The following is a 23,996-nucleotide window of genomic DNA, read 5'->3' as shown; positions in this document are numbered from 1 at the left end:
TCACTCACCCCTGCCTATCCGCTCCCACTCCTCGGGCGTCCCGGCGTCGGGGAGGACGGTGACGACCGTGGCGGACGGCGGCAGCGTCGCCGCCACGGCCCTGGCCGTCAGCCAGTTGGCGGCCGCCGAGCTGCCGATGCGGACGCCGGTGAGGCCGTGGAACTCCGCCATGCCCTCGAGGGCGCGGGGGTAGGAGACGGTCCGGTGCTCGATCTCGTCGTCGTGCAGCGTGACGAAGGGCTGCCGGATGCCGTGCCCCATGCCGCCGGAACCGCCGTACTTCGGCAGCCCGTTGGGCGGCTGCGCGCTGCCGTAGGGCAGCTCTTCCGGGGTGACGCCGACGGCCCGCACCCCGGGGAAGGCGCCGCGCAGCGCGCGCAGGACGCCCACGAGCGTCCCGCCGGTGCCGATGGAGGCGACCCAGGCGTCCGGCCGGGGCGCGCCGGGGCGCTCGCCGAGCTGCCGGACGATCTCCGCGCCGGTGGTCTGCTCCTGCAGCAGGAGGTTGGCCACGTTGCGGTGCTGGTAGAGCAGGGTCCAGCCGCTGTCCTGGGCGGCGATGTCCAGTGCCGTGCGGACGACGTCGAGGAAGCCGCGCTCCTTGTCGACGAGGTCGACCTGGGCGCCGCGCTCGGCGAGGGTGTCCAGGAGGCTGCGCGGGCTGGCCGAGGACAGCACGAAGCGCGCGGTGATGCCCAGTTCCGCGCAGAGGTGGGACAGGGCCTTGGCGAGGTTGCCGCCGGAGTACTCGAGGACGCGCAGCTCCTCGAGCGGACGGTCGCCGTGCCGGTGCAGGGCGCTGCCCAGCAGGGCGTAGGCGACCCGGTCCTTGATCGAGCCGACGGGGTTCTCCCACTCGCACTTGGCGAGTACGGTCGCGCCGCCGTCCGGGCCGGGCACCGGGATCAGCGGGGTGCCGCCCAGGCGGGCGGCGAACCGCCCGTACGCCGGGTGGCGCCGCTCCAGGGCCGCGTAGTCCACGGCGTCCGCGGGGTGCGCGCCGTCCCCGGTCCGGCCGTCGAGGGAGAAGGGTGCCTCGAGGGCCTCCGGACCGGGGGTGACGGTGGGACCGGGGGTGGGGGTCATGGTGTCTCCGCGAGTCGGAAGCCCATGGCGTAGATGGGCTTGCGGTACCAGCCGTGGCGGCGCCGGCAGCGGGCCAGGTCCCCGAAGCGGGTGAAGCTGCCGCCGCGGGCGACCCGGTAGGGGCCCTCGGCCACCAGCAGGTCGTCGTCGATGCTCTCGCCGCCGGGGTAGGGCCCGTAGGCGTCGGCGACGTACTCCTCGACGTTGCCCGCCATGTCGTCGTTGCCGAAGGGGGCCCGGCCGCCGGGGTAGACGCCGACCGGGGTGGTGGTCAGCGGTCCCTGTTCGACGGTGTTGGACAGCTCGGGGCGGAACTCCTCGCCCCAGGGGTAGGCGCGGCCGTCGCCGCCGGAGGCCGCGTACTCCCACTCGGCCTCGGTGGGCAGCCGGAAGGCGCGGCCGGTGCGCTCGGAGAGCCACTGGGCGTAGGCGTCCGCGGCCTCGGGGGGCACGGTCCACACCGGGTGGTTGGCGAGGTGGCCGGGGTAGGCGCCGAACTGCCAGGAGGTGGGCAGCCAGTGGGTGCCGGTCTCCTCCGCGAAGACGCGGTACTCCGCGTTGGTCACGGGGTAGCGGGCGATGCGGAAGGCCGCGATCTCCGCCTCGTAGCGCGGGGTCTCCTTGGCGATCCACTCGGGCAGGACGCCGACGTGGCGCCAGGCCGCGGTCACGGCCTCGACGTGCTCCTCGGCGAGGCCGAGCAGGATCCGGCCCGCCGGGACGTCGGTCATGGCCGGGTCGAGGGGGCGGATGCGGGGGTCGCCGAGCAGGGCCAGCAGGCTGCCGGCGGCGTAGCGCTCGGCGAACGGCCGCTCCGGGGACTCGGCGGCGGCCGCCAGCTCGTCGGGGCCGCGCCCGGCCAGCGCCCGGTGGGCGTCGGCGAGCGCGGACCGGTCGAGCCGGGAGACGAAGGAACGGGGAAGTCCCATCGCCTCCCGGTCGTCCAGGGTGTTGGGGTTGGCCGTCAGCGCGACCGGGGGCGTCTCCTGGGTGGTCACGCCTGCCCCGGGGTGATGCGGTGGACGTCGCCGTCGTAGGAGCTGGCGAGGAAGACCCGCCCGGCGGCGTCGTAGTGCAGGGAGGAGATGCCGGCCGTGGTGGGGCGCAGCACGGTGGTCCAGGCCGCGGCCTCGCGGTCGTAGACGGCGACGAGGCCGTTGTACGCGCCGGTGGCGATGAAGCGGCCGTCCGTGGAGGCGCTCACGCTCTTGATCGAGTGGTCGTGCGGGGTGTCCAGCACCTGGGCCTCGGTACCGGTCCAGATGCGCAGCTTCAGGTCGCGGCTGATGCTCGCGAACTCGCCGTCGGCGAAGCCGACGCAGCCGTTGGCGATGCGGTCGTGCGCCTCGGCGACGCGCGCGACCTCGGTGAGGGTGGTGGTGGAGAACCAGGCGGCCTCGGCGTCGGCGCACACGGAGAAGATGAGGTCGCCGGAGACGGCGACGCCCTTGACCGCGTTGGAGTGCAGCGGCAGCGTCGCCTCGTGGCGGAACTCGCCCGCCTCGGTCAGGGAGAAGACCAGGCCCTCGCCGGTGTAGGTGCCGACGACCACGTGCGGGCGGCCGTCGCGGACGAAGGCGGCGCCGCAGTTGAGCGGGGAGCGGTGCTGGTGCAGGACGTCACCGGTGAAGGCGTCGAAGACGGTGCCCATCTGGCCGCCGGTGACGACGCGGTCGCCCACGGGGGTCAGGAAGTTGCACAGGCTGCCGGTGCGGGCGCGCTCGGCGCCGTCCTGCCACAGGATGCCGGCGTCGCCGATGGTCAGGGTGGTGTCCTGGTGCGTGATCACGGCGTTGGCGCCCTGGGTCGGCTCCACGCCCTGCAGGTCCCACTTCTCGTCCTCGATGCGGTACGTGGCGTAGGACGAGCCGAAGGTGGCGAAGACGAGCGTGGTGTCGTCGAGGAAGGCGCAGGAGCGCGGCCAGACGTCGCTGGGCAGCGAGGAGGAGGCCACGGGGGCGAGCCCGGCGGCGGTGTCCCACACGCGCAGGGTGCGGTCGTAGCTGAGGCTCACCAGCAGTTCGCGGGCGCCGTTGTAGACCAGGCGCTTGATGCCGGCGTCGTGGGCGGGGCGGGTGCCGGTGCCGTCGGCGGTGACGATGACGATCTCGCCGTCGTCGTTGCCCGCGTAGACGGTGCCGTTCGAGGCCAGGGCCACGGTGTCGGTCTCCACGCCGCCCAGGTCGATGTCGGCGACCATGGAACCGGAGGCCAGGGACCAGCGCTTGATGGTGCCGTCGTCGCTGGAGGAGACGATCTCGTCGTCGCCGGCCCACACGACGGAGATGACGTCGGCGGTGTGGCCCTCGAACGTGGTGCGCAGGGCGCCGTCGAAGCCGTAGACCCGCACCTTGTGGTCGCGCGAGGCGGTGGCGATCAGGGGCTGGGTGGGGTGGAAGACCGACATCTCCACGTCGTCCTCGTGGTCCGCGAGGACGGCGAGGAGCTTGAGGTCGGGCAGCGACCACAGCCGGGCGGTGTAGTCGCTGGAGGAGGTGACCAGGAACTTGCCGTCGGGGCTGAAGGTCACCTGGTTGGCGAGGTGGTCGTGCTGGCTGCGGGCGAGGGGGCGCTTGTCCGCGGCGTTCCACAGGATGACCTGGTTGTCGTAGCCGGCCGTGGCCACATAGGTGTGGGGCAGGGCGGCGATGCCGCTGATGGGCCCGCGATGGCGGATCACAGGGTCACCCTTCCAAGATCAATGGCGTGGTTCGTCTCGGAGACCTTGGCCTCCAGATACCGGTAATTGCTGGGATTCACATGCGCGCCCGTGGAAATGCTGTCCCGCACCCGGATGCCGAGCGCGGTGAGCTGCGCGGCCTTGTCCGGGTTGTTGGAGAGCAGATCGATTTCCTCGGCGTTCACACAACGCAGCATCTGGGCGGCCGAGAGGTAATTCCGCTCATCGGCACCGCGGCCCAGCCGGATATTCGCCTGGTAAGTATCGTAGCCCTCGTCCTGCAAACGATAAGCGTCGAGCTTGTTGTACAGGCCGATTCCGCGCCCTTCTTGACGCAAATACAGCAGGTAGCCGCCGCGCTCGTGGATGCGTGCGAGGGCCTCGCGGAGCTGCGGGCCGCAGTCGCACCGGAGCGAACCCAGGGCATCGCCGGTCAGGCACTCGGAGTGCAGCCGCACCAGCGGCACGCCGGAGTCCGCTTCGCCCAGCCGGATCGCGAGGTGCTCGCGCCCGTCGGCCAGGCCGTCGAAGGTGATGATTTCCGATTCCACCGGCGCCTCGAGCCCGATATCCAGCGGAACCCGGGTACTGCTGCGAACGGTGACCAGAGCGGAGGCCGGATACTCCTGCTCTCTTTCGCTGACCTTATTCACTGTCAGTCTCCCACTAATTGCACAGGTCCGACCAACCCAAACCCCGGTGTACACGGCGGGGTTATGTAGGCATGATCACCATAGGTGGCTTCACCAATTGACAATGCAATTTGTGACCTGCATCACAGCACCGGAGCAACTATGGCTGATTCCCATTGCATTTCCGGCCGACCGCGGCGGCCGGAAGCCGCCCGGCGCCGGGCCCGAACGACCGATTCGCCAGCTGACCGGAGGTCGGACACATGAACATTCAGTCGCAGTCCGATGAGTTCAAGCCAGCTCCGGCTACGCGCCCGTACGGCCGTCCGCACGTGCTACTGAGCGTCGCGGTCTCCATGGACGGCTACATCGACGACGCCTCGCCGGAGCGGCTGATGCTGTCCGGGCCCGAGGACCTGGACCGGGTGGACGGGGTGCGCGCCGCGTCGGACGCCGTCCTCGTCGGCGGCGGAACGCTGCGCGCCGACAACCCCCGGCTGCTCGTCAACAGCCCCCGGCGGCGCGCGGACCGCGTCGCCGCGGGCCGGCCCGAGTACCCCCTGAAGGTCGCCGTCACCGCCGGCGGCGACCTGGACCCCGCGCTGAGGTTCTGGCACTGCGGGGGAGCCAAGGTCGTCTACAGCACGGACGCGGGCGCCGTGCGGGCCCGCGAGCGGCTCGGCGGCCTCGCCGACGTGGTGGGCCTCGGCCCCGGGCTGGACTTCGGCGCCCTGCTCGACGACCTCGCGGCGCGCGGCGTCCGGCGGCTGATGGTCGAGGGCGGCGGCGGCATCCACACCCGCTTCCTCGCCCAGGACCTGGCCGACGAGCTCCACCTCGCCCTCGCCCCCCAGCTCGTCGGCCAGCCGGCCGCCCCCCGCTTCCTGGGCCCCGCCGACTACCCCGGCGGCCCCGCCCGGCGCCTGACCCTGCTGGGTGCCGAAACAGTCGGCGACATCGTGCTTCTGCGCTACGCGACCAAGGAGACCCCCGCATGACCACCGCACCGCACGGCCACGACACCCCCGGCGCCCGCCGCGAGGGCGACCGCGCCTGGCTCGAGCTCGCCATCGAGGTGGCCCGCGACTGCCCGCCGTCCTCCACCGCCTACTCCGTCGGCGCCGTGATCGTCGCGGCCGACGGCACGGAGCTCGCCCGCGGCCACAGCCGCGAGGACCACCCCCTCTCGCACGCCGAGGAGGCCGCCCTCGCCAAGCTCTCCCCCGACGACCCCCGGCTGGCCGGCGCCACCCTCTACAGCTCCCTCGAGCCGTGCTCCGTGCGCAGCTCGCGCCCCCGCGCGTGCGCCCACCTCGTGCTCGGCACCGGCATCCCCCGCGTCGTGCTCGCCTGGCGCGAGCCCTCGCTGTTCGTCGCCGACTGCACGGGCGTCGAACTGCTCGAACAGGCCGGCGTCGAGGTCGTCGAGATCCCCGAACTCGCCGACGCCGCCCGGGCGGTCAACGCCCACCTGGGCGTCTGACGGCCCGCGACGGGAACGGACGACCGCCGTCCCGCGCCGCGCGCCGACACGCCCGGCCGGGGCGGCGGCGTGCGGCACGGGCGGCCCGGAGGGACCATCGGCACATGGACCACCCTCTTCGGCTCGCCCAGCAGCCCGAGGCCGACGCGCTGCTCTCGCGCAGCCCGCTGGCCGCCCTGACCGGAATGCTGCTGGACCAGCAGATCCCCATGGAGTGGGCGTTCACCGGCCCGTACACCATCGCCGAGCGCCTGGGCGGGGACGACCTGGACGCCCACGAGATCGCGGCGTACGACCCCGAGGCGTTCGTGGAACTGTGCGCGCGCAAGCCGGCGGTGCACCGCTACCCCGGTTCCATGGCCAAGCGGGTGCAGCAGCTGTGCCAGTACCTCGTGGAGCACTACGACGGCGACGCGAGCGCGGTCTGGCGCGACGCGGCCAGTGGCGGTGAACTGCTCGGCCGCCTCACCGCGTTGCCCGGCTTCGGCAAGCAGAAGGCGCAGATCTTCCTGGCGCTGCTGGGCAAGCGGCTGGAGGTGCGGCCCGAGGGCTGGCGCGAGGCGGCGGGCGCGTACGGGGAGGAGGGTTCGTACCGCTCGGTGGCCGACATCACCGGCCCCGAGACGCTGGAGAAGGTGCGCGCGCACAAGCAGGAGGCGAAGCGCGCGGCCAAGGCCGCCAAAGCGGCCAAAACCTCCGAGAAGCGCTGAAGTCGGCGCGTCGTGGGGCCACCGGCGGGCGGGCGCCGCGAAACTGTCCCCCATGAGCAGCAGCGCCAAAGCTTTCCTCCGAGGTGGCCCCGACGACATGCCCGAGCGGATCGTGCCGATCACTCCGCCCGGCAATGAACTGAAGATCAAGTTCCGGGGCGGGTACGAGCACTTCAAGGCCACGGCACGGCACGAGGACACGGTCGAGGGCCGGCTGCCCGTCTACGAGTGGTGGGAGCGCACCGAGATCGCCGAATAGGCGCCCCCGTCCGAATAGGCACCCCCGTCACGTCAGCGCCGCCGCCGCGCCCCAGGTCCGGGCCCGGTCGTTTGCGGCGCCGTCAATTTCTCGTACACCGATTCGCGGTCCACAGGCTGTGCATAACGTTCGTACGGTCCGGACACCCGTACGGCCGCGCCGGCGCCGTCGCGTCGGACGCCGCGCGCGGAGAGCTGTTCGGCCATCCGGGCGCGGGGGCGGGAGGGTGGTTTCCGGTCCCGGGGGAGAAGAATTGTCGCTCGTCGGCCCCATGCATCACTCCCGGTATGCGGCTGATTGTCACCTTCGCACTCCCGCGCCATGGCTGCGCTCGGAGCCACCGGCCCGGTAGGCTTTCCGTGTGATCTTCAAGCGCATCGGAAACGGGCGGCCGTACCCCGACCACGGCCGGGAGAGCACCCGGCAGTGGGCGGACGTCGCCCCCCGCCCGGTGCGTCTGGACCAGCTGGTGACCACGAAGCAGCAGCTCGACCTCGAGACGCTGCTCGCGGAGGACTCGACGTTCTACGGCGACCTGTTCGCCCACGTCGTGAAGTGGCAGGGCGACCTGTACCTGGAGGACGGGCTGCACCGCGCCGTGCGCGCCGCCCTGCAGCAGCGCCAGGTCCTGCACGCCCGCGTGCTCGAGCTGGACTGAGCCCCGCCCCCGCCGGAGCTCCGGACACCGCTCCCGCCCGGACTCGGGCACCGCTCCCGCCCGGAGCCGGACACCACTCCCGCGCCGCACCCCCGTCCGGGGCCCCGGCAGGCGCTCGTACGCGCGGCTATTGACCCTTTTGGGTTGGCGTCCGCGCAACCCATTGATCATCTAGTAGGCAGCGGCTCCCCCCAGCACTACGCTGCGCCCATGAGCATGCTCACCCCTCCCGGCATGGGTGGTAAGTACCGCATCACGGGCAATCGGTACCCGCACATGCGCCGCCCCCGCAACCGCCGCAGGATCGTGCTCGCCGTGGTCGCCACGGCCGCCGTACTCGGGCTGGCCGGGTGGGGGACGCTCCAGCTCGTCGACGTCTTCTCCGGCGACCGGCACAAGCAGACCCAGGCGGCCGCGCAGCAGAAGAAGGGCGCCGGGGACTGCAAGGGCGGCGCCGGGGCCCACACGACCGGACGAGCGGCCCCCAGGGAGCTGCCCAAGCCCGGCGACATCACCGTCAACGTCTACAACGCCACCCCGCGCGGCGGCCTCGCCAAGGTGACGGCCGACGAGCTGGAACGGCGCGGCTTCCGGATCGGCAAGGTGGGCAACGCCGAGGCGGAGTACGACAAGAAGGTGCCCGGCACCGCACTGCTGGTGGGCCCTCAGGCGTCCGTCGAGGGAGCGCTGAAGGTGCTGGCCACCCAGGTGGCCGGCGCGGAGGCCAAGGGCGACCAGCGGGAGGGACAGGACGTCGACCTCGTCCTGGGCGACGCGTACAAGGAGCTGAAGCCCAAGGAGGAGGCCGACAAGGCGCTGGCCGGGCTGGCGCAACAGCCCAAGCCGCAGCCTTCCGCCGCGAAGTGTTAGCCCGCCGGTGACACCTGGCCCCCGGCGGGCCGGACGGGCTCAGCCCGCGGTGCCGTACATCCGGTCGCCGGCGTCGCCCAGGCCCGGGACGATGTAGCCGTTCTCGTTGAGGCGCTCGTCCACCGAGGCGGTCACGACGGTCACCGGCGCGCCCTCGAGCTCGCGCTCCATGACCTCGACGCCCTCCGGCGCGGCCAGCAGGCACAGCGCGGTCACGTCGTCGGCGCCACGGGCGATCAGCTCGTTGATCGCGGCGACGAGCGTGCCGCCGGTGGCGAGCATCGGGTCCAGGACGTAGACCTGGCGGCCCGAGAGGTCGTCCGGCATGCGGGTCGCGTAGGTCTCCGCCTTGAGGGTCTCCTCGTTGCGGATCATGCCCAGGAAGCCGACCTCGGCCGTGGGCAGCAGCCGGACCATGCCGTCGAGCATGCCCAGGCCGGCGCGCAGGATCGGCACCACCAGCGGGCGCGGGTGCGAGAGCCGGACGCCCGTGGTCGCGGTGACCGGGGACTCGATGCTGACCTGCTCGGTGCGCACGTCGCGCGTGGCCTCGTAGGCGAGCAGGGTCACCAGCTCGTCGGCGAGGCGCCGGAAGGTGGGGGAATCGGTGCGCTTGTCGCGCAGCGTGGTGAGCTTGTGAGCCACCAGGGGGTGGTCGACGACGTGGATCCGCATGACATCGACATTAACCGAGCTTTAACGGCCGAGCGCCCGCCCGGGGTCCGCCGGGCCTCCTTCGACGGTCTGTCGCCGCCCTGGCATCAAACCACCACCAAGGGGGAAAGTGGGCACGTACGCCCGGTCTGTCGCCGGGCGAGGACCTCGGCACGAGGTGGTGCTGCCCATGGCCGGCCATGACAAACGCGGATCCAGCAGGCCCGACGAGCTCCGGGAGCGTCGCGAGCCGCGGGAGCGGACGAGACCGGACGACGCCGGCGAGAGCACCGAGGACCGCCGCCGCAGACGCGCCCAGTTCCTCCGCGAGCTGAACGAGGCCAAGGAGCTGCGCGACCGCGTCCAGCCCCGCCGCGCCCGGGCCGCCCGGATGCGCCAGCAGATGCGCATGCGGACCTTCCGCTGGTAGCGCGCACGGCCCTCCGCCCGGGCCCGCACGGACGCCCTCCGGGTCCCCCGCACCCCGCACGTGAGGGACATCTCTTCGGACTGCTGCACGACGCAGCGCGGAAGACCTCTCGCAACGCCCAGGTTTCTGCCACGATTCCGAGTGGGCGGGGTGGTCCCCGTCCGACCCGGCACCGCCTATGACCAGTGGGAGAGTCACGGTGTACTTCGCCGCATTGCTCGCGCGCACCGACGACGGGTGGGAAGCGAGCGACACAGAACTCGACAACGTGGAGACCCTGACCGACCTCGCCGACCTGGCCCGGGAGAGTTCGGTGAGCGAGGACACGGTCCTGGCCCTCATCGAGCAGGAGGACTCCTGGTTCGCCGTCGTCCGGGTGGACGGCGAGGACGACCCCCGCGTCTACGTCTCGGACGCCGTCGCCGCGCGCCGCAGCTCCTACGGCGCGATGCTCGTCGACGAGCTGACCGGCCGCGACGAGGACCCCGGGGACGAGCTCGACAGCCTCGACCTCGACGGCACCGAGGACGGCGAGCCCGAGGGCTCCGCCGAGGAGGTGGACGACGCCGAGGCCTCCGGGCCGGCCCCGCACGGGCCGCTGGGGGACGACGCCCTCCTCGACGACCTGGGGGTGAGTGTGAAGGAGCTGCGGGCCCTCGACGGGGACGCGCTCAGCAACATCGCCGACGCCCTGGGCTGCACGGAGGTCCTCGAGGCCGTCCGCTGACGGACCCAGGGCCGGTTTCGCCCACACTGGTGCCATGAACGAAGCCGTCCCCGCCAGCACCCACGACCCCGTACGCGACCCCTGGCGCGCCCCCATGCGGGCCGCGCTGGAGGAGGCCGTACGGGCGCCCGCCACCGGCGACGTGCCGGTGGGCGCCGTGGTGCTGGCGCCGGACGGCTCCGTCATCGGCCGCGGCCGCAACGAGCGCGAGGCCACCGGCGACCCCACCGGCCACGCGGAGGTCCTCGCGATCCGCGAGGCCGCCCGGGCCGTCGGCGAGTGGCGCCTGTCGGGCTGCACGCTGGTCGTCACGCTGGAGCCGTGCACGATGTGCGCGGGAGCGATCGTCCTCTCCCGCCTGGACCGGGTCGTCTACGGCGCCGTCGACGAGAAGGCCGGCGCGGCGGGCTCCCTGTGGGACGTCGTCCGCGACCGCCGCCTCAACCACCGCCCCGAGGTGATCCCCGGCGTCCTCGCCGACGAGTGCGCCGAGCTGCTCACCCGCTTCTTCCGCGCCCGCTGAGCCCCCGGCGCGCGCCGCATGACCAGCGTCACACCCCTCACCCCCGGACCGGATTTCAGACCACGGCCACCCGTCCGCTAAGCTCTCTCTCGGTAGCGTGTCCGAGCGGCCTAAGGAGCACGCCTCGAAAGCGTGTGTGGGGGCAACTCCACCGTGGGTTCAAATCCCACCGCTACCGCTTCAAGGGAACCGCCCCTGACCTGTGAAAGCAGGCCAGGGGCGGTTTTTCGTTGCCGCCGGCCTCGGGTCGGGTCCGGCCGCTCGGAGCACCAGCGATTTCCCCACCCGGAGGGCGAGTTCGATTCTCGTCGCCCACCCTCCCGAAGCCCTCCAGGTCACGTCTCGGGGCCTTTTCGATCTGGCCCGTCATCGACGTGATGTTCGGATATCTTGCCGTGTTGCAGTGATCAAAAGATCTTCATCAGCCCTCCGATGCGGAGTATGCACATGAGCATTTATCCGGGCAGCGCCCCCGGGCCTGCCGGTTGGGCGGCCTCGGGTGCGACCGGTCCCAACGGCTCCTATCGGAACCAGACGCTGAAGTACCAACCCGTCGAACTGAGCTTCGACGAGTCGGTCACGCTCCGGACGGTCATCGGCCACTGGTGCAGCGCGAGCTTCGCCGCGATCCTCGTCTGGCTGCTGTGCGCAGTGTTCGGGCTCGTGGTCAGCGGTTTCGACGACATCGGCACCGTCTTCAGCGTGGGCGGCGTCCTGAGCTTCATCGTCTTCTGGACCATCCTGCTGATGACGTCCTTCACCGAGCCCGTCTCGGAGTGGCGGACGCTGCTGGAGGACAAGGCCCCGGCCTCCCCGTCCGCCTACGCCGCGATCTACGGCGCGCTGGCCCGCCGCCGCATTCCGGTGGCCGCCGTGGCGTCCCGGATACGCAGCGACATCCTGCAGCCCGAGGCGGTCAGCAACCGTCTGGTCGTCAGCAGCGGACGGTACGTCGCCTACATCTCCGTCTTCGAGTACGGCACCAGCCTCTACCTGGGCTGGACGATGTGGCGCATCCGCCCGGGGGCCGTGATCATCGGTACGTACCTCAAGGACCTCCTCGGCGGGCTGCTCGGCCGCACCGGCGACGTCAACCAGATGCTGCGCACGGAGCGGCCGCGCGCCATGCGCGAGGCCGTGCACTCGGCGGTCCGGGAAGGCGTGGAGATCGCCGTGCAGGGCGTCGAGGTGCCCATCGCCTCGACGTTCGGGCAGGACCTGCCCATCACGACCACGTTCGGCCAGGGGCCGGCCCCGGCCGCTCCGCCGAGCCCGGCCGCGCCGCCGGCCATGCCCGCCGTACCGCCGGGACAACCGGGCCAGCCGGGACAAGCCCCGCAGGCTGGGCAGCCCGCGGCGACCGGCGGCCACGGCCCTGCCTCTTCCTGGCCCAGCTGACGGCATGGAGCAGCAGAACGACGGGACGACCCCGCCGGGCGTCCTGACCGCCGGTGACGGCACGGCCGTGTGGGCCTGGACGGCCGTGCGCATCGAGGCCGCCGCCGACCTCACCGAGACCCGGGAGTACGCGGACCTTCCCGAGGACGAGCGCCGGATCAAGGCGGTCGCGGCGGAGACCGCCTGGCTGGCGGGCCAGTGGGACACCGGCCACGACGCCCGCATCGAGCTGCGCTACCTGACGGACCCGGCCGAGCGGCGGATCTCGTGTGCGCTGCTCGCCCGGGTTCGCGCCGGCAGCCAGGGCTCCGCCGTGACGGCCGCACTCGCTCTCCGCGACCGGCTGGGGCAGCTGCCGCACCATGTGCACAGCGCCCCGGTCGAGGACGACGCCGAAGTGGCGCGATGGCTCACGCCGTTCGCTCCCGACCCGGCGGGGCTCGCCGAGATCCGCAAGCGCTACCGGACAGGCCGGCCCAACCGGCCGGACGCGGGCGTGCACTACTACCTCGCCCCGCAGCCGTTCACCGCGGCAGCGCCTCCGTGGGACGCCCTGTGGCAGGCGTTCGCCGCCCATCCGCACCCGCTCATGCTGACGGTCGGCCTCGAACCGTACCGGCTGCCGGACGACCTCGGACCGCTGCTGCACCGCATCGCCACCCACTACGGGCGGCTGGCAGCTCCGGGCCAGATGCCTGAGGGGCTGTGGAGCCCCGGTGTCCAACTCGCCCCGGACGCCTTCGCCGTGGACGCCGCCAAGGTGTACACGGACGCCACGCGCCGCTACACCGACCGTGCCTTCCGCATACGCATAGCCCTCGCGTCCCCGCATCCGCTTCCCGAGTCCCTCGCCGAGCTGGCCGGCACCACCATCTCCCCGCAGGAACGCCCCGCCCAGGGCACCGCGCTGACCGGAACCTTCACCGGCCCCGCCTACGTCACCGTACGACCGGCGCCACCGGAGCTGGCCGCGGCATGGACGGGCATCACGACGCTGGAACACACGCGCTGGGGCGGCGACCAGCGCTGGCAGCTGCCCGAACCGCTGTCCCCGCCGCTGCGCCTGCTGTCCGAACTGGTCGACGCCCGTGAAGCCGGCGCCGCGATGCGGCTGCCGCTCGCCGTCCACGGCCACATGCCGGGCTTCCCCGTACGCAGGCCCGACATGGCGCTGGAGACCGACTACCGGCCCGACGGGCCGGCCGTAGAACTCGGCCGGCAGCTGGTGCACGGCACTCCGGCCGGTCCCCTGGGCATCGGCCTCGGCTCTCTCACCCGGCACGCCCTGTTCGTCGGCACGACCGGCTCGGGCAAGACGAACACCACCCTGGCCTTCTGCCAGCAGCTCTGGCGGGACCACAAGGTGCCGTTCCTGGTGTTGGAGCCGGTCAACTCCGAGCTCGACGACTACCGCTGGCTGGCCACCCGTCCAGGCTTCGAGGACCTGCTCGTCCTCACCGTCGGCGACGAGAACACGGCACCGTTCCGGCTCAATCCGTTCGAGGTGCCGCCCGGGGTCCGGATCAGCACCCACACGGCGGGACTGCTGGCCTGTTTCGATGCCGCGTTCGGTCTCTGGGACCCGCTCCCGGCCATCTACAACCGGGCGCTGCGCAACACGTACGCGCGGAAGGGCATCGTCCCCACCGACATCTCCACCACCGCGCACGCCGGCTCCTGGCCCACGCTCCGCGACTTCATCACCGAGATGCGCAAGGAGTGCGAGCAGCTCGGCTATTCCGGGGAGGTCCGGGACAACATCATCGCCGCCTCCCGGCTGCGGGCCGAATCACTCGCGGAGGGCGCCTGCGGCAGCACGCTGGACTGCGCACGCTCGTATCCCGTGGAGGAGCTGCTCAACCGCCCGGTCGTCATCGAACTGGCGGCCGTCGGCGACAACGAGAAGGAGCAGTCCCTCGTCACCGCTCTGATCCTGCAGACGATGACGGAGCACTACAAGGCGACCCGGCGGGGCGACGGCCTCTCCCACGTCACCGTCATCGAGGAGGCCCACAGGTTGCTGGGACGCCCCGTGGCCTCCGGCGGGGAAGGCAAAGAGGGCAACGCGCAGGCCCGCGCGGCACAGGCGTTCGCCAACACGCTGGCGGAGAACCGCAAGTACGGGGAAGGCCTGGTGATCGTCGAGCAGGTGCCGGAGAAGCTCGTCGAGGACGCGTACAAGAACACCAACCTCAAGGTCATGCACCGGCTTCCGTCCGCGGCCGACCGCGAGCTCATCGGCGGGACGATGCGCTTCGCCCCCGACCAGGAGCGGTACGCGTCGTCCCTGGAGCCGTTCCAGGCCTTCGCCCACCACGACGGGATCGACCGGCCGGCGCTGATCCGGGTGCCGAACGTACGGGCCGAGGCGGCGGCGGAGAGCGGGGTGGCCCGGGCACCGCTCGCCGGCAACACGGAGCTGGCCGACCGCTTCCGCGCCTTCGCCGAGGCGACACCGGGCGTGGACGCGGCTCTTGCCCCCTTCCCGGACTGCGAGGGCTGCCGCCACCGCTGCGCGTTCCGCTCGCGGGCGGCGACCGCGGTGTGGCCCGAGCACGGGACCGCGCTGAAGAAGAAGGTCGCCGACTACCCCAGAACGTCGGAGGCCCAGGCGCAGTGGTGGTCCCGCACCTCGGAATGGGTGGCGGGGATCGCCGACACCGTCGCCCCAATGGGCGCCGACCCGGACGCGGTCGAGGACTACCGCGCCTGCGTCTTCATCCACGTGGCCCAGGCGGCGTGGAAACGGAAGACGCTGCCTTGGGTGCGCCTGTACCGCAGCCATGCCCTTCGGAGCCGAAGCCGAACGACCAGTGATTCATGAGCGATCGCCCTACTGAGACCGAACAGCCGCCCGAGCAACCGTCGGCGTCCGACGCGTCGGACGAGGCGCCCGAGCCTGCGGGCGCCCAGGACGCCTCCGCGACGGACGGCGCCTCGCCTCCGGAACAACCGGGGCACACCGCTGAGACGGGTGACAGCGCCGCCGCTACGGACGACTCCGGCGACGACGACGCGCCCGAACCGGACCGGGCGGACGAGGCCCCCGGCTCCGCCGATGCCGGAGCGGAAGCGAACGCGAACGACGCGGAGGCAACCGAGGACTCCGGGGACTCCGGGGACTCCGAGGACTCCGAGGACTCCGACGACGCACCGGAGCCGGCGGCTGCGGGAGAGGCGGAGGAGGCACCCGAGCCCTCCGACACCGCGCCGGAGGCCCAGAACGCGGCCGAAGCCCAGGACGCGCCCGAAGCCCCGGACGCGCCCGAGTCGGCCGCCTCCGAGCAGCCGGACCCACCGGCCGACTCGTCCGCAGCCGACGACGGCGCCACTGAACACGCCGATGGCCAGGCGGGGGACGCGAACGCATCCGACGACGAGTCCCCCGAACCGGCGAGCTCCACGGCCGTCGAAGAGGCGGCGGAGACGCCGGACGCCGCCGCCCAGGAGTCCGGCGAGGACCAGGACCAGCCGTCCTGGTCCGGCGAACCCGAGAACCCGGCGGAGTCCGGGAACCCGGAGGGGCAGGACGAGCCCGACGATGCTCCTGAGGTGGCTGAGGCTGAGGATGCTTCTGAGGTAGCTGAATCCGAGGAAGCCGTCGATTCCGTCGACGACGCTCCTGAGCCGACGGAGGCCGACGAATCCCCTGAGCCAGGCGAGTCCGAGGACGCTCCTGAGCCGGCCGAGGCCGAGGAAGCCTTCGAATCCGTCGACGACGCTCCTGAGCCGACGGAGGCCGAGAGTGCCGCCGAATCGGCCGACGACGCTCCCGAGCCGGCCGAGTCCGAGGCGCACGAGGTCGCGGAATCAGCACCACACGGAGAGGACACGGACGATCCCGACGAGGCCCCGGAGCCGCCGACTGATTCTTCGGATCCGGCCGACGATGCTCCGGAGCGGGCTCTGGACGGTCCGGACCTGGCTGACGAGGCGCGGGAGTCGCCTGCGGACGCCTTGGGCTCGGCTGATGAGGCCCCGGAGCCGGCGGCGCCGATCGACGCTCCGGTGCAATCAGCCCCGGTCGACGAGGCCGCGGATTTCACCGACGAGGCTTCGGAGCGGGCTGACGATGCTCCAGAGCCGCCCGCTCCGGTCGACGTTTCGGAGCCGCCGACCGATGTTTCGGATACGGCCGACGATGCTCCGGATACAGCCGTGGACGGTCGGGGCCAGGCTGATGAGTCGGAGGATTCGGCTACGGATGCCGTGGACCCGTTTGATGAGGCTTCGGGACGGTACGGCAACGATGCGTTGCGCGACGGCCGCTACTACCAGAAGGAACTCGACGACCAGTTGGCGAAGCGCGGCCTGGACCCCTCCGAGCATGACAAGCTCCGGCTCTCCCGCACCAACGACCTGAGCGACGCGCAGGCTCGCGAGGTCGTCGGGGTTCGTGACACGATCAAGATCGACAAGGGTCAAATGGTGACCAAGGTCATCCCGCACGAAACCATGCAGGCATACCTGGACAACGACACGGAGTTCGGCGATCATCCCCCCTTCGACCCCGGCGCGTTCGGCGGCTCCATCGCGCGCGGCTGCGACACCGCCGACCTACGTACCATGGACCAACTGCGCGACGGGCTCGCTCTCGACGATGGCGGTGCCGGCTGGACCCCCGTCCCTCCGGGTGCGTCCGAGGCTTACCAGTTGCGCTTCCCGGCACCGCACGACATCCACGCCGAACCGTCCCTCGGCTCTGTCGGCGACAAGGAACTGGCCGACCGCGTCGCCGGCATGACCGGCCAGAGCGAGGGACGGGCCTGGCGTGATCCGTTCCTCGGCACCGGCTACACCGCCGGGGGTGTCCCGGAGTGGAGCGCCGAGCTGACCAGCTTCCCCGACCATGCTGAGATCTGGCGTATGCACGCCGATGGCACCGAAAAGGCCGTCGGTTTCTTCGACAAGAATGAAGGGCTGTGGAAAAAGTATGACTGACACTGCGGGTTTCCCGTTCCTCGTCAAGGGCAAGATCGCCGCCTTCCACGGAGACCTCTACCGGGCCCGTGGCGCCGCGGGTCTGTGGCCGTGCGTCGAGCTGCTACCCGAGCCAGGCCGCCCCGCACCCGAAGGGCTCGCGCCGCGCGAGGCCGCCGACGGTTCGGTGGGATACCCGGTTCCGCCGGAGCGCCTGGACGCCTGGTACGCCGTGACGTGGACGTTCCGCTGGCGCGGCGAGCTCTTCAAGTGCATCGCCGCCACGCCCACGACGCTCAAGGGCGAATACCTCGGCTCCGACGAACACTTCGCCACGGAGCACCTCAAGCGCGAGGGCATCCGCTACCGCAGAGTCTTCCCCCGCGACGAGGTCACGGAGCTGGAGGAGCACCGTGAGGACCTACTCCAGCCCCTGCACGCCCTGGTGCGGCGTCTGGCCGAGGTTGACCACTTTCACCTCAAGGCCTATGCGGTCTACCGCGGCCGGACGTATCCGGCTGCTGCCGAGGCAGACGCCTCCGGCCTCATCGCTCTGACCACCGGGGATGACCGGCCTGAGGGCCTTGTGGCCGATCCCCGGGACCCGGGCGCCGGGCACTTCCTGGCCGCCCCGGAGCAGTTGGACGCCTGGTACCGGATCCACTGGACCTTCCGCTGGCGGGGCGGCCCCTTCGACGCCGTCGGGACGGTGGACGGCAGGATCAAGGGCGTCTACACAGGCGGCAGCTGGGGCTTCGCGGACAACATGATGCTGACCAAGGAGACGGGTCCCGACGGGGTGCACTCCCAGTACACGGCCGCGCTGAACCTCGACAGCGTTACCGATCTCGAACAGCACCGCACCGACCTGCTGGCCAACCAGTAGCGGAGGCTCCTGGGGGTCCGCGCGCCTGCCCGTCGCCGACCTACGTCGCGGCCGCACGCGACACCGCAGGCAAAGAGATGGCAAAGACGAGAGGCCGACGAGAGACGGGATCCGGCCAAGATCGTCGTTCGGGTACCGTCGACCCGACGGCTCGAGGTCCCTGGCCGGGGGCCGCCGGCCGGGACCCGACGGACAAGGACTCTCGTGCAGTTCCGGATACTTGGACACTTCGAAGTCGCGGGCGACGAGGGAACGGTGTGCACGCCCCGGGCGCCCAAGCAGCGGTCGCTGCTGGCCTACCTCTGCCTGAACAACGGCCGGTGCCTGTCCGTCGACGACCTCGTCGAGTTCCTGTGGCGGGATTCCGCTCCCCCCACGGCACGAGCCGCCCTCCAGGTCTACATGTCCCAGATCCGCCGCCGGCTCAGGCCCCTCGGGTTCGACCCCGCCGACCTCACCCATGTGCATCCGGGCTATGTGCTCCGGCTCGACCGGCACGGCTTCGACCTCACCGAGTTCACCCGGCTCTCCTCGCGCCGCTACGGGCCGCGGAGCACCGCCGAGCTGGAGAGGGAGGCCGAGGACCTGCGGCAGGCGCTGGCCCTGTGGAGGGGCCCGGCGCTGGCCGATCTGCGGACCGTCCCGGCCCTGGAACTGCTCGGCCGTTCGCTCGACGAGTCGTGGATGGCCTCCTACGAACGCAAGCTCGAGATCCAGCTGCTGCTCGGCCAGGAGCGGAGCGCGCTGAGCGAGCTCTTCCAGCTCGCCTTCGAATACCCCGAGCGCGAGACCGTCCACGGCTATCTGATGCTGGCGCTCTACCGCAGCGGCCGCCCGGCCGAGGCGCTCGCGAAGTACGGCGAGCTCCGCGAGCGCCTCGCCAGGACACTGGGGCTGGAGCCCGGCGACCGGCTGCGCCGGCTGCACCGGGCGATGCTCGACCGCGAGGCCTGGCTCGAGCGGCCGGTCGACGGAATCCTCCCGGTGTCCGCCTGACGCACCGGCTTTGGTGGCTGCCATTCCACTGATAGATGCAGAACACACCCACCGGGTAAGGAGCGTTGTCGGCGAACCGCCTAGACTCTCCGTAGCGGGCACTGAATTGCAACGGCGCTTTCTCTCACGCCCCGCCAGTTCTTCTTCTGGCGCGCCGTTCGCGACGGCGCGTCTCGTATCCGTTTGAACCTCGAGAAGGGACTCGGATCACATGACTCTGCGTCTTGCCATCAACGGCTTCGGCCGCATCGGCCGCACCGTCGCCCGCGCAGCACTGCGCCGGAGCGACGTGGAAATCGTCGCCGTGAACGACCTCAGCGAGCCCGCCCTGCTGGCCCACCTGCTGAAGTACGACTCCGTGCACGGCCGCCTCGACGGCCGCGTGGAGGTCGACGGGGACCACCTCGTGGTGGACGGTCGCCGCATACGCGTCCTGAGCGAGAAGGACCCGGCGGACCTGCCGTGGGGCGAGCTGGACGTCGACGTCGTGGTCGAGTCCACCGGCGTATTCACGAACGCGAAGGACGCTCAGCGTCACCTCGACGCCGGTGCGCGCCGCGTGCTGATCTCGGCGCCGGCGACCGGCGAGGACCTCACCGTCGTGATGGGCGTCAACTCCGACGCGTACGACGGCAGCCAGCGGATCATCTCCAACGCCTCGTGCACCACGAACTGCGCCGCGATGATGGCCAAGGTCCTCAACGACAGCTTCGGCATCCAGCGCGGCCTGATGAACACGGTCCACGCCTACACCAGCGACCAGCGCATCCAGGACGTCCCGCACAAGGACTACCGTCGCGCGCGGGCCGCGGCCGCCAACATCGTCCCCACGAGCACCGGTGCCGCCCGCGCCATCGGGCTGGTCCTGCCCGAGCTGGCCGGCCGCCTGGACGGCCTGTCGATGCGGGTGCCCGTCATCGACGGCTCCGTGGTCGACCTGACCGTCGAGCTGGACCGCGTGGTCACCGCCGAGGAGGTCAACGAGGCGTTCCGCAAGGCGGCCGAGGGCGACCTCGCGGACTACCTGGTCTACACCGAGGACCCCATCGTCTCCTCGGACATCGTCAGCACCCCGGCCTCGTGCACCTTCGACGCCCAGCTGACCATGGTCAGCGACCGCCCCGGCGGCGGCTCCGTGGTCAAGGCCATCGGCTGGTACGACAACGAGTACGGCTTCTCGCACCGCACCCTCGACCTGGCCCTCATGGTCGGCGGCCGGGACTGAGACCGTCCGGCGCGGCCGCCCTCACCGCAGCGGCGGGGGGGGGCCGCGCCGGCCCTCACGCCGCCACGGCGGCCGGCGCCGCCCCCAGCAGGCCCAGCACTCCGCCGACGGCCCGCTCGAAGGGCTCGGCGCTCCCGGCGGCGCGCGCCAGGACGTACCCGCCCTGCACGACCGCCACGATCACGGCCGCCGTGCCGGCCGCGTCGAAGCCGGCGGGGAACTCGCCGCCGCGCCGGCCCTCCTCCAGGATTTCCTCCAGGCGGCCGCGCAGCCACCGGAAGGCGCCGTCCACCGTCTCGGACATCACCGGGTCGCCGACGACCTCCACGTCCTGCGCCATGCGCCCCACCGGGCAGCCGCGCAGTACTTCTCTTTCCGAAAGCAAATATGCGGTGATCCGCTCGACGGAGCCGCCCGGTCCCCCGAGCCAGACCTCCGCATCGGCCTTCAGCCGCTCGGCGCTGCGCCGCAGGGCCGCCAGTGCCAGCTCCGGCTTACCGGAGAAGTGGTGGTACATGCTCCCCTGGCCCGCCCCCGCCCGCTGCTGGATGGCCCGCGGGCTGGTGCCCGTGTACCCCCGCTCCCACAGCAGTTCCCTCGTGCTCTCGATAAGGCGTTCCGCAGTCGACATACGGCGACTATGCGCAACCTCCCGAATCGCGTGCAAGCCGCGCCCGAACCGCCGGTCCCGCCGCAAGTGACCGGGCCCGTCTCCTCCTTTGGTGGTGGTCCGGCGGGCCGTCTCCACTTTTTATGCGGTCGATCCACTCCCGCGGTGGGAGGCGAATACCTGCCTTTCAACCGTAGGGCGATGTACGAACCGGCCGCGGAACCGACACTTCTCTTGACCACAAGTCTTGGGCACCGGCCACAAGTCATTGCCCTTGGGGAAAGATTGGTGAGGTTATGGAGCCGTCCTACGTCCTGTCCGACGCCGAACGCGGTGAGCTGTACGAGGTCCTGAGCGCAGTCGCCAAGAGCCCGTACGAGGACTACTCGGCGTTCTCCCGTGCGGTGGGGGACCTGGTGGACCGGGGCGAGGTTCCCGCCTTCTTCACCGAGGTGTGCGGCCGCATCCGCCACGACCGTGAGTCCGGCGCCTCCCAGGCCCACCTGCTGCGCAACTGCCCGCTCGACGCGGAGATCCCGGTCCTGGACCTGGACGACCCGGTGGCGGACAAGCACGCCAAGAAGAAGACGTTCGTCGGCGAGACCTTCCTCGAGCTGTTCGCCCAGCTCGTGGGCACCCCGCTGCTGTCCTACGGCACCCGCTTCAACGGCGACTTCTTCATCGACGTCGTCGCCATCAACCGCTACAGCGGCATGCAGACCGGCTTCAGCGACAGCGAGCTCGTCTACCACAACGACCGCACCGCGCACCCGGTCCGCGCCGACTTCATCTCGCTGCTGGGCATGCGCAGCCCCGACGGCGACTACATCTACACCGGCTTCGTCGACGGCCGCGACCTGCTCAAGCACCTCTCCGAGGAGCACCAGGAAGTGCTGCGCAAGCCGTACTTCTTCACGCCGTACGACGTCTTCTCGCGGGACAACAACGGCGACCTGACGGTCTCCGAGAACCACGCCATCCTCGAGAACAACCACAGCTTCCGCTACCTGGACACGAGCACCACCGTGGCCGAGGGCGCTCCGGAGATCGCCAAGGACGCCCTGCTCGAGCTCAAGAACGCCCTGGTCCGCGCGGACAAGACGCGCCACCGCATCCTGACCGGCGACCTCTTCACCTTCGCCAACCAGGACGGTCTCCACAGCCGCGACAAGATGGAGATCAACGACCCGGAGCGCGCCCGCCAGCGCTGGCTGCTGAAGACGTACGCCTTCCGCGACCAGGCCGCGGCCGACCGCCACGCCGACCGCTGGATCGACGGCGTCCAGGGCCGCGTCGGCGACAAGTAAGGCCGCACCCGCACCACCGCGGCCCCTATGTCCCACCCCCTACCAGGCGTACGGGCCGCCCCACTCACGCGGAAGCCGGGCGCATCGCGGAGCACCGCGACATCAGCACCGCGACACCGGCACCGCGACATCGGCACCAGGAGAAGATCTACATGTCCCCCCAGACCCTGACCGAACGGCTTCCCGCGCTCTTCGCGGCGCTGCCCGACGGCCGGTTCGCCCTGCAGGACCTCGAGTTCGAGCCGCTCGTCAGCGACGGCCGCATCGGCGCGGAGGTCCACCGCCTCTACAGCACCGTGGAGACCGGCGAGAACGGCCCCGCCGCCGCGATCGTGCGCTACCTGCCGGGCGCCCAGGCGCAGCAGCACCGCCACCCCGGCTACGAGCTGATCTACGTCCTCAGCGGTGAGCTGCGGACCGAGGACGGCGTCTACCCCGAGAACAGCCTCCTGCTGATGAAGCCGGACAGCGTCCACGCGCCGGCCAGCCCCGAGGGCTGCATCGCCCTCGTCGTCTGGGAGCAGCCGGTCAAACCCCTCTGACCTCGCTCCCAGCAGGCGGGCGGCGGGTCGTGCCGCCGCCCGCCACCCCCCGGGTCTTCCCGTCCCGGCCCCCGGCCCCCGGCACGCCCGGCCGGTCCCCCACATCGCCAGCCTTGAAGGAGTGAGTGTGACACTCTCCCCGACAGCCGCCCCGCCACAACCCGGCCCCGCCACCGCCCGGCGGTACGGTCCCAACCACCGTTGGACCGTCCTCGGCATCGGCGTGGCCGCCCAGGCCAGCTTCTCCGCCACCTTCGCCGGCATCCCCGTCACCGGCACCACGATGCGCGGCGAATACCACCTGTCGAACGGGCAGCTCGGCGTCGTCCTCGGCGGCATCCTGCTGGGCGTCGCGGTGTCCGAGATCCTGTGGGGCCTGCTGACGGACCGGTTCGGCGACCGCAAGGTGCTGCTGACCGGCCTGCTCTCCACCGGTGCGGTGCTCGCGCTGATGGCGCTGTTCACCGTGCCCTCCGGCGACTCGGTCCCCTCCGTCGCCCTGCTCGCCGCCGCCATGCTGCTCGTCGGCATCCTCGGCGGAAGCGTCAACGGCTCCTCCGGGCGCGCGGTGATGATCTGGTTCCGCGAGGGAGAGCGCGGATTCGCCATGAGCATCCGCCAGACCGCCATCCCCGCGGGCGGTGCCATCGGCGCCGCCCTGCTGCCCTGGCTCGCCTCGAGCTACGGCTTCCGCCCGGTCTTCGGCGTGCTGGCGGCGTTCTGCTTCATCACGGCGGGGGCCACCTGGCTCTGGCTGCACGAGCCGGACGACGCTCCCGCCGCGGCCAAGGCGGCCGCCGCCGCGGCGGACGACCGCTCGCCGCTGCGCCGGTGGGACTGCTGGCGGCTCGCCCTGGCGAGCGCGCTGCTCACCATGCCGCAGATCGCCGTGCTGTCCTTCGCGGGCATCTTCCTCCACGACGCCAAGGACGCGGGTCTGGTCGTGGGCAGCGTGACCATCCTCGCGGTCCAGATCGGCGGCGCCGCCATCCGGGTGTGGAGCGGCCGCTACACGGACCGCACGGGCAACCGGCGCGGCTACGTCCGGGCGGTCGGAGTGATCACGGGCGTGGCCATGGCCGCCGCGGCCGTCCTCACCCACGCGCCGACCGTGCTGGTCGCGATATCGCTCGCGGTGGGCGGCATGCTGGCCAACGCCTGGCACGGCGTCGCCTACACCGAGATCGCCGCCATGGCCGGGGCCCAGCGGGCCGGCACCGCACTCGGCCTGGAGAACACCACGGCCTTCGCCGGTGCCACGCTCACCCCGCTGCTCATCCCCCTCCTGCTGGGCTGGTCCTCCTGGACCGTGGTGTGGGCAGCCGTCGCCGCCGCCTCGCTGATCGCCGTGCCGCTGGCGCCCGGCAGGCCCAAGCCGGTCACCGCCGGCTGACCCCGCC

At 71.7% G+C, this 23,996-nt stretch carries 22 protein-coding genes, 1 tRNA gene and 1 pseudogene; 18 read left to right on the top strand and 6 right to left on the bottom strand.

Features of this window, described 5'->3' with window-relative positions:
* From IE295_RS13470 to IE295_RS13455, 4 genes are read right to left on the bottom strand one after another with little or no spacing between them, the layout of a single operon-like run.
* Complete coding sequence (locus IE295_RS13470) at nt 1-1,086, bottom strand: pyridoxal-phosphate dependent enzyme (protein ID WP_190063831.1); 1,086 nt, start codon at nt 1,084-1,086, stop codon at nt 1-3.
* Nucleotides 1,083-2,084 (bottom strand): formylglycine-generating enzyme family protein, encoded by a 1,002-nt coding sequence (locus tag IE295_RS13465; RefSeq protein WP_308013104.1) that lies wholly within the window; start codon nt 2,082-2,084, stop codon nt 1,083-1,085. Before IE295_RS13465 ends, IE295_RS13470 begins: the two co-directional genes overlap by 4 nt.
* On the bottom strand, nt 2,081-3,766 hold the full coding sequence (locus tag IE295_RS13460; protein ID WP_190063830.1) for a WD40 repeat domain-containing protein: 1,686 nt from the start codon (nt 3,764-3,766) through the stop codon (nt 2,081-2,083). The genes IE295_RS13465 and IE295_RS13460 overlap by 4 nt, the downstream gene beginning before the upstream one ends.
* Nucleotides 3,763-4,425: a GTP cyclohydrolase II gene (locus tag IE295_RS13455; protein ID WP_372478806.1), complete on the bottom strand. Its 663-nt coding sequence runs from the start codon at nt 4,423-4,425 to the stop codon at nt 3,763-3,765. The genes IE295_RS13460 and IE295_RS13455 overlap by 4 nt, the downstream gene beginning before the upstream one ends.
* 329 nt (nt 4,426-4,754) lie before the next feature.
* Between IE295_RS13455 and IE295_RS33415 the strand changes: the two are divergent.
* The 5 genes and pseudogenes from IE295_RS33415 (at nt 4,755) to IE295_RS13425 (ending at nt 8,378) form a co-directional block, all read left to right on the top strand.
* Nucleotides 4,755-5,881: pseudogene (locus tag IE295_RS33415) on the top strand (dihydrofolate reductase family protein).
* Nucleotides 5,882-5,985: 104 nt separating this feature from the next.
* Nucleotides 5,986-6,591 carry an HhH-GPD-type base excision DNA repair protein gene (locus tag IE295_RS13440; protein WP_190063826.1) on the top strand — a complete coding sequence of 202 codons (606 nt, stop codon included), beginning with the start codon at nt 5,986-5,988 and terminating at the stop codon, nt 6,589-6,591.
* Nucleotides 6,592-6,643: 52 nt separating this feature from the next.
* A complete protein-coding gene (locus IE295_RS13435) occupies nt 6,644-6,850 on the top strand; it encodes a DUF5988 family protein (RefSeq protein WP_190063825.1) in 207 nt (68 codons plus the stop codon).
* Between the two features lie 361 nt (nt 6,851-7,211).
* Nucleotides 7,212-7,508: a type II toxin-antitoxin system VapB family antitoxin gene (locus tag IE295_RS13430; protein WP_004943146.1), complete on the top strand. Its 297-nt coding sequence runs from the start codon at nt 7,212-7,214 to the stop codon at nt 7,506-7,508.
* A 210-nt stretch (nt 7,509-7,718) separates the two neighbouring features.
* On the top strand, nt 7,719-8,378 hold the full coding sequence (locus IE295_RS13425; protein ID WP_190063824.1) for a LytR C-terminal domain-containing protein: 660 nt from the start codon (nt 7,719-7,721) through the stop codon (nt 8,376-8,378).
* A 39-nt stretch (nt 8,379-8,417) separates the two neighbouring features.
* Here IE295_RS13425 and upp read toward each other — a convergent pair whose 3' ends face one another.
* Nucleotides 8,418-9,053 (bottom strand): uracil phosphoribosyltransferase, encoded by a 636-nt coding sequence (gene upp / locus IE295_RS13420; protein WP_190063823.1) that lies wholly within the window; start codon nt 9,051-9,053, stop codon nt 8,418-8,420.
* Between the two features lie 169 nt (nt 9,054-9,222).
* Between upp and IE295_RS13415 the strand changes: the two genes are divergently transcribed.
* From IE295_RS13415 to gap, 10 genes are all read left to right on the top strand, one after another.
* On the top strand, nt 9,223-9,462 hold the full coding sequence (locus tag IE295_RS13415; RefSeq protein WP_190063822.1) for a hypothetical protein: 240 nt from the start codon (nt 9,223-9,225) through the stop codon (nt 9,460-9,462).
* 199 nt (nt 9,463-9,661) lie between these two features.
* Nucleotides 9,662-10,189: a tRNA adenosine deaminase-associated protein gene (locus tag IE295_RS13410; RefSeq protein WP_190063821.1), complete on the top strand. Its 528-nt coding sequence runs from the start codon at nt 9,662-9,664 to the stop codon at nt 10,187-10,189.
* A 34-nt stretch (nt 10,190-10,223) separates the two neighbouring features.
* The gene (gene tadA / locus IE295_RS13405; RefSeq protein ID WP_190063820.1) at nt 10,224-10,712 is read left to right on the top strand and encodes a tRNA adenosine(34) deaminase TadA; all 489 of its coding nucleotides are present in this window, start codon (nt 10,224-10,226) and stop codon (nt 10,710-10,712) included.
* A gap of 91 nt (nt 10,713-10,803) precedes the next feature.
* Nucleotides 10,804-10,890: transfer RNA gene (locus tag IE295_RS13400), tRNA-Ser, on the top strand.
* A gap of 269 nt (nt 10,891-11,159) precedes the next feature.
* Nucleotides 11,160-12,110 (top strand): adhesin, encoded by a 951-nt coding sequence (locus IE295_RS13395; protein ID WP_190063819.1) that lies wholly within the window; start codon nt 11,160-11,162, stop codon nt 12,108-12,110.
* A gap of 4 nt (nt 12,111-12,114) precedes the next feature.
* Nucleotides 12,115-14,934 (top strand): ATP-binding protein, encoded by a 2,820-nt coding sequence (locus tag IE295_RS13390; protein WP_190063818.1) that lies wholly within the window; start codon nt 12,115-12,117, stop codon nt 14,932-14,934.
* A complete protein-coding gene (locus IE295_RS13385; protein WP_190063817.1) occupies nt 14,931-17,051 on the top strand; it encodes a midas domain-containing protein in 2,121 nt (706 codons plus the stop codon). The genes IE295_RS13390 and IE295_RS13385 overlap by 4 nt, the downstream gene beginning before the upstream one ends.
* Nucleotides 17,044-17,916, top strand: coding sequence for a hypothetical protein (locus IE295_RS13380; protein ID WP_190063816.1), 873 nt, complete (start codon nt 17,044-17,046; stop codon nt 17,914-17,916). The genes IE295_RS13385 and IE295_RS13380 overlap by 8 nt, the downstream gene beginning before the upstream one ends.
* A 204-nt stretch (nt 17,917-18,120) precedes the next feature.
* Nucleotides 18,121-18,912 carry an AfsR/SARP family transcriptional regulator gene (locus IE295_RS13375; RefSeq protein WP_190063815.1) on the top strand — a complete coding sequence of 264 codons (792 nt, stop codon included), beginning with the start codon at nt 18,121-18,123 and terminating at the stop codon, nt 18,910-18,912.
* Nucleotides 18,913-19,123: 211 nt separating this feature from the next.
* On the top strand, nt 19,124-20,137 hold the full coding sequence (gap, locus tag IE295_RS13370; RefSeq protein ID WP_190063814.1) for a type I glyceraldehyde-3-phosphate dehydrogenase: 1,014 nt from the start codon (nt 19,124-19,126) through the stop codon (nt 20,135-20,137).
* Nucleotides 20,138-20,192: 55 nt separating this feature from the next.
* Here gap and IE295_RS13365 read toward each other — a convergent pair whose 3' ends face one another.
* Nucleotides 20,193-20,768 carry a TetR/AcrR family transcriptional regulator gene (locus tag IE295_RS13365; protein ID WP_190063813.1) on the bottom strand — a complete coding sequence of 192 codons (576 nt, stop codon included), beginning with the start codon at nt 20,766-20,768 and terminating at the stop codon, nt 20,193-20,195.
* Nucleotides 20,769-21,043: 275 nt separating this feature from the next.
* Between IE295_RS13365 and IE295_RS13360 the strand changes: the two genes are divergently transcribed.
* The 3 genes from IE295_RS13360 (at nt 21,044) to IE295_RS13350 (ending at nt 23,989) form a co-directional block, all read left to right on the top strand.
* Nucleotides 21,044-22,054 carry a TauD/TfdA family dioxygenase gene (locus IE295_RS13360; protein ID WP_190063812.1) on the top strand — a complete coding sequence of 337 codons (1,011 nt, stop codon included), beginning with the start codon at nt 21,044-21,046 and terminating at the stop codon, nt 22,052-22,054.
* Nucleotides 22,055-22,206: 152 nt separating this feature from the next.
* Entirely contained in the window at nt 22,207-22,596 is a 390-nt protein-coding gene (locus IE295_RS13355; protein WP_190063811.1) for a cupin domain-containing protein, read from the top strand.
* Between the two features lie 127 nt (nt 22,597-22,723).
* Entirely contained in the window at nt 22,724-23,989 is a 1,266-nt protein-coding gene (locus IE295_RS13350; RefSeq protein WP_190063810.1) for an MFS transporter, read from the top strand.
* The last annotated feature ends 7 nt before the right edge of the window (nt 23,990-23,996 follow it).

The sequence above is a fragment of the Streptomyces griseocarneus genome, from assembly GCF_014655595.1.
Classification (GTDB): Bacteria; Actinomycetota; Actinomycetes; order Streptomycetales; family Streptomycetaceae; genus Streptomyces; species Streptomyces griseocarneus.
The sequence above is the reverse complement of the archived record's forward strand: the minus strand, read 5'-3'. Positions and strand labels throughout refer to the sequence as shown.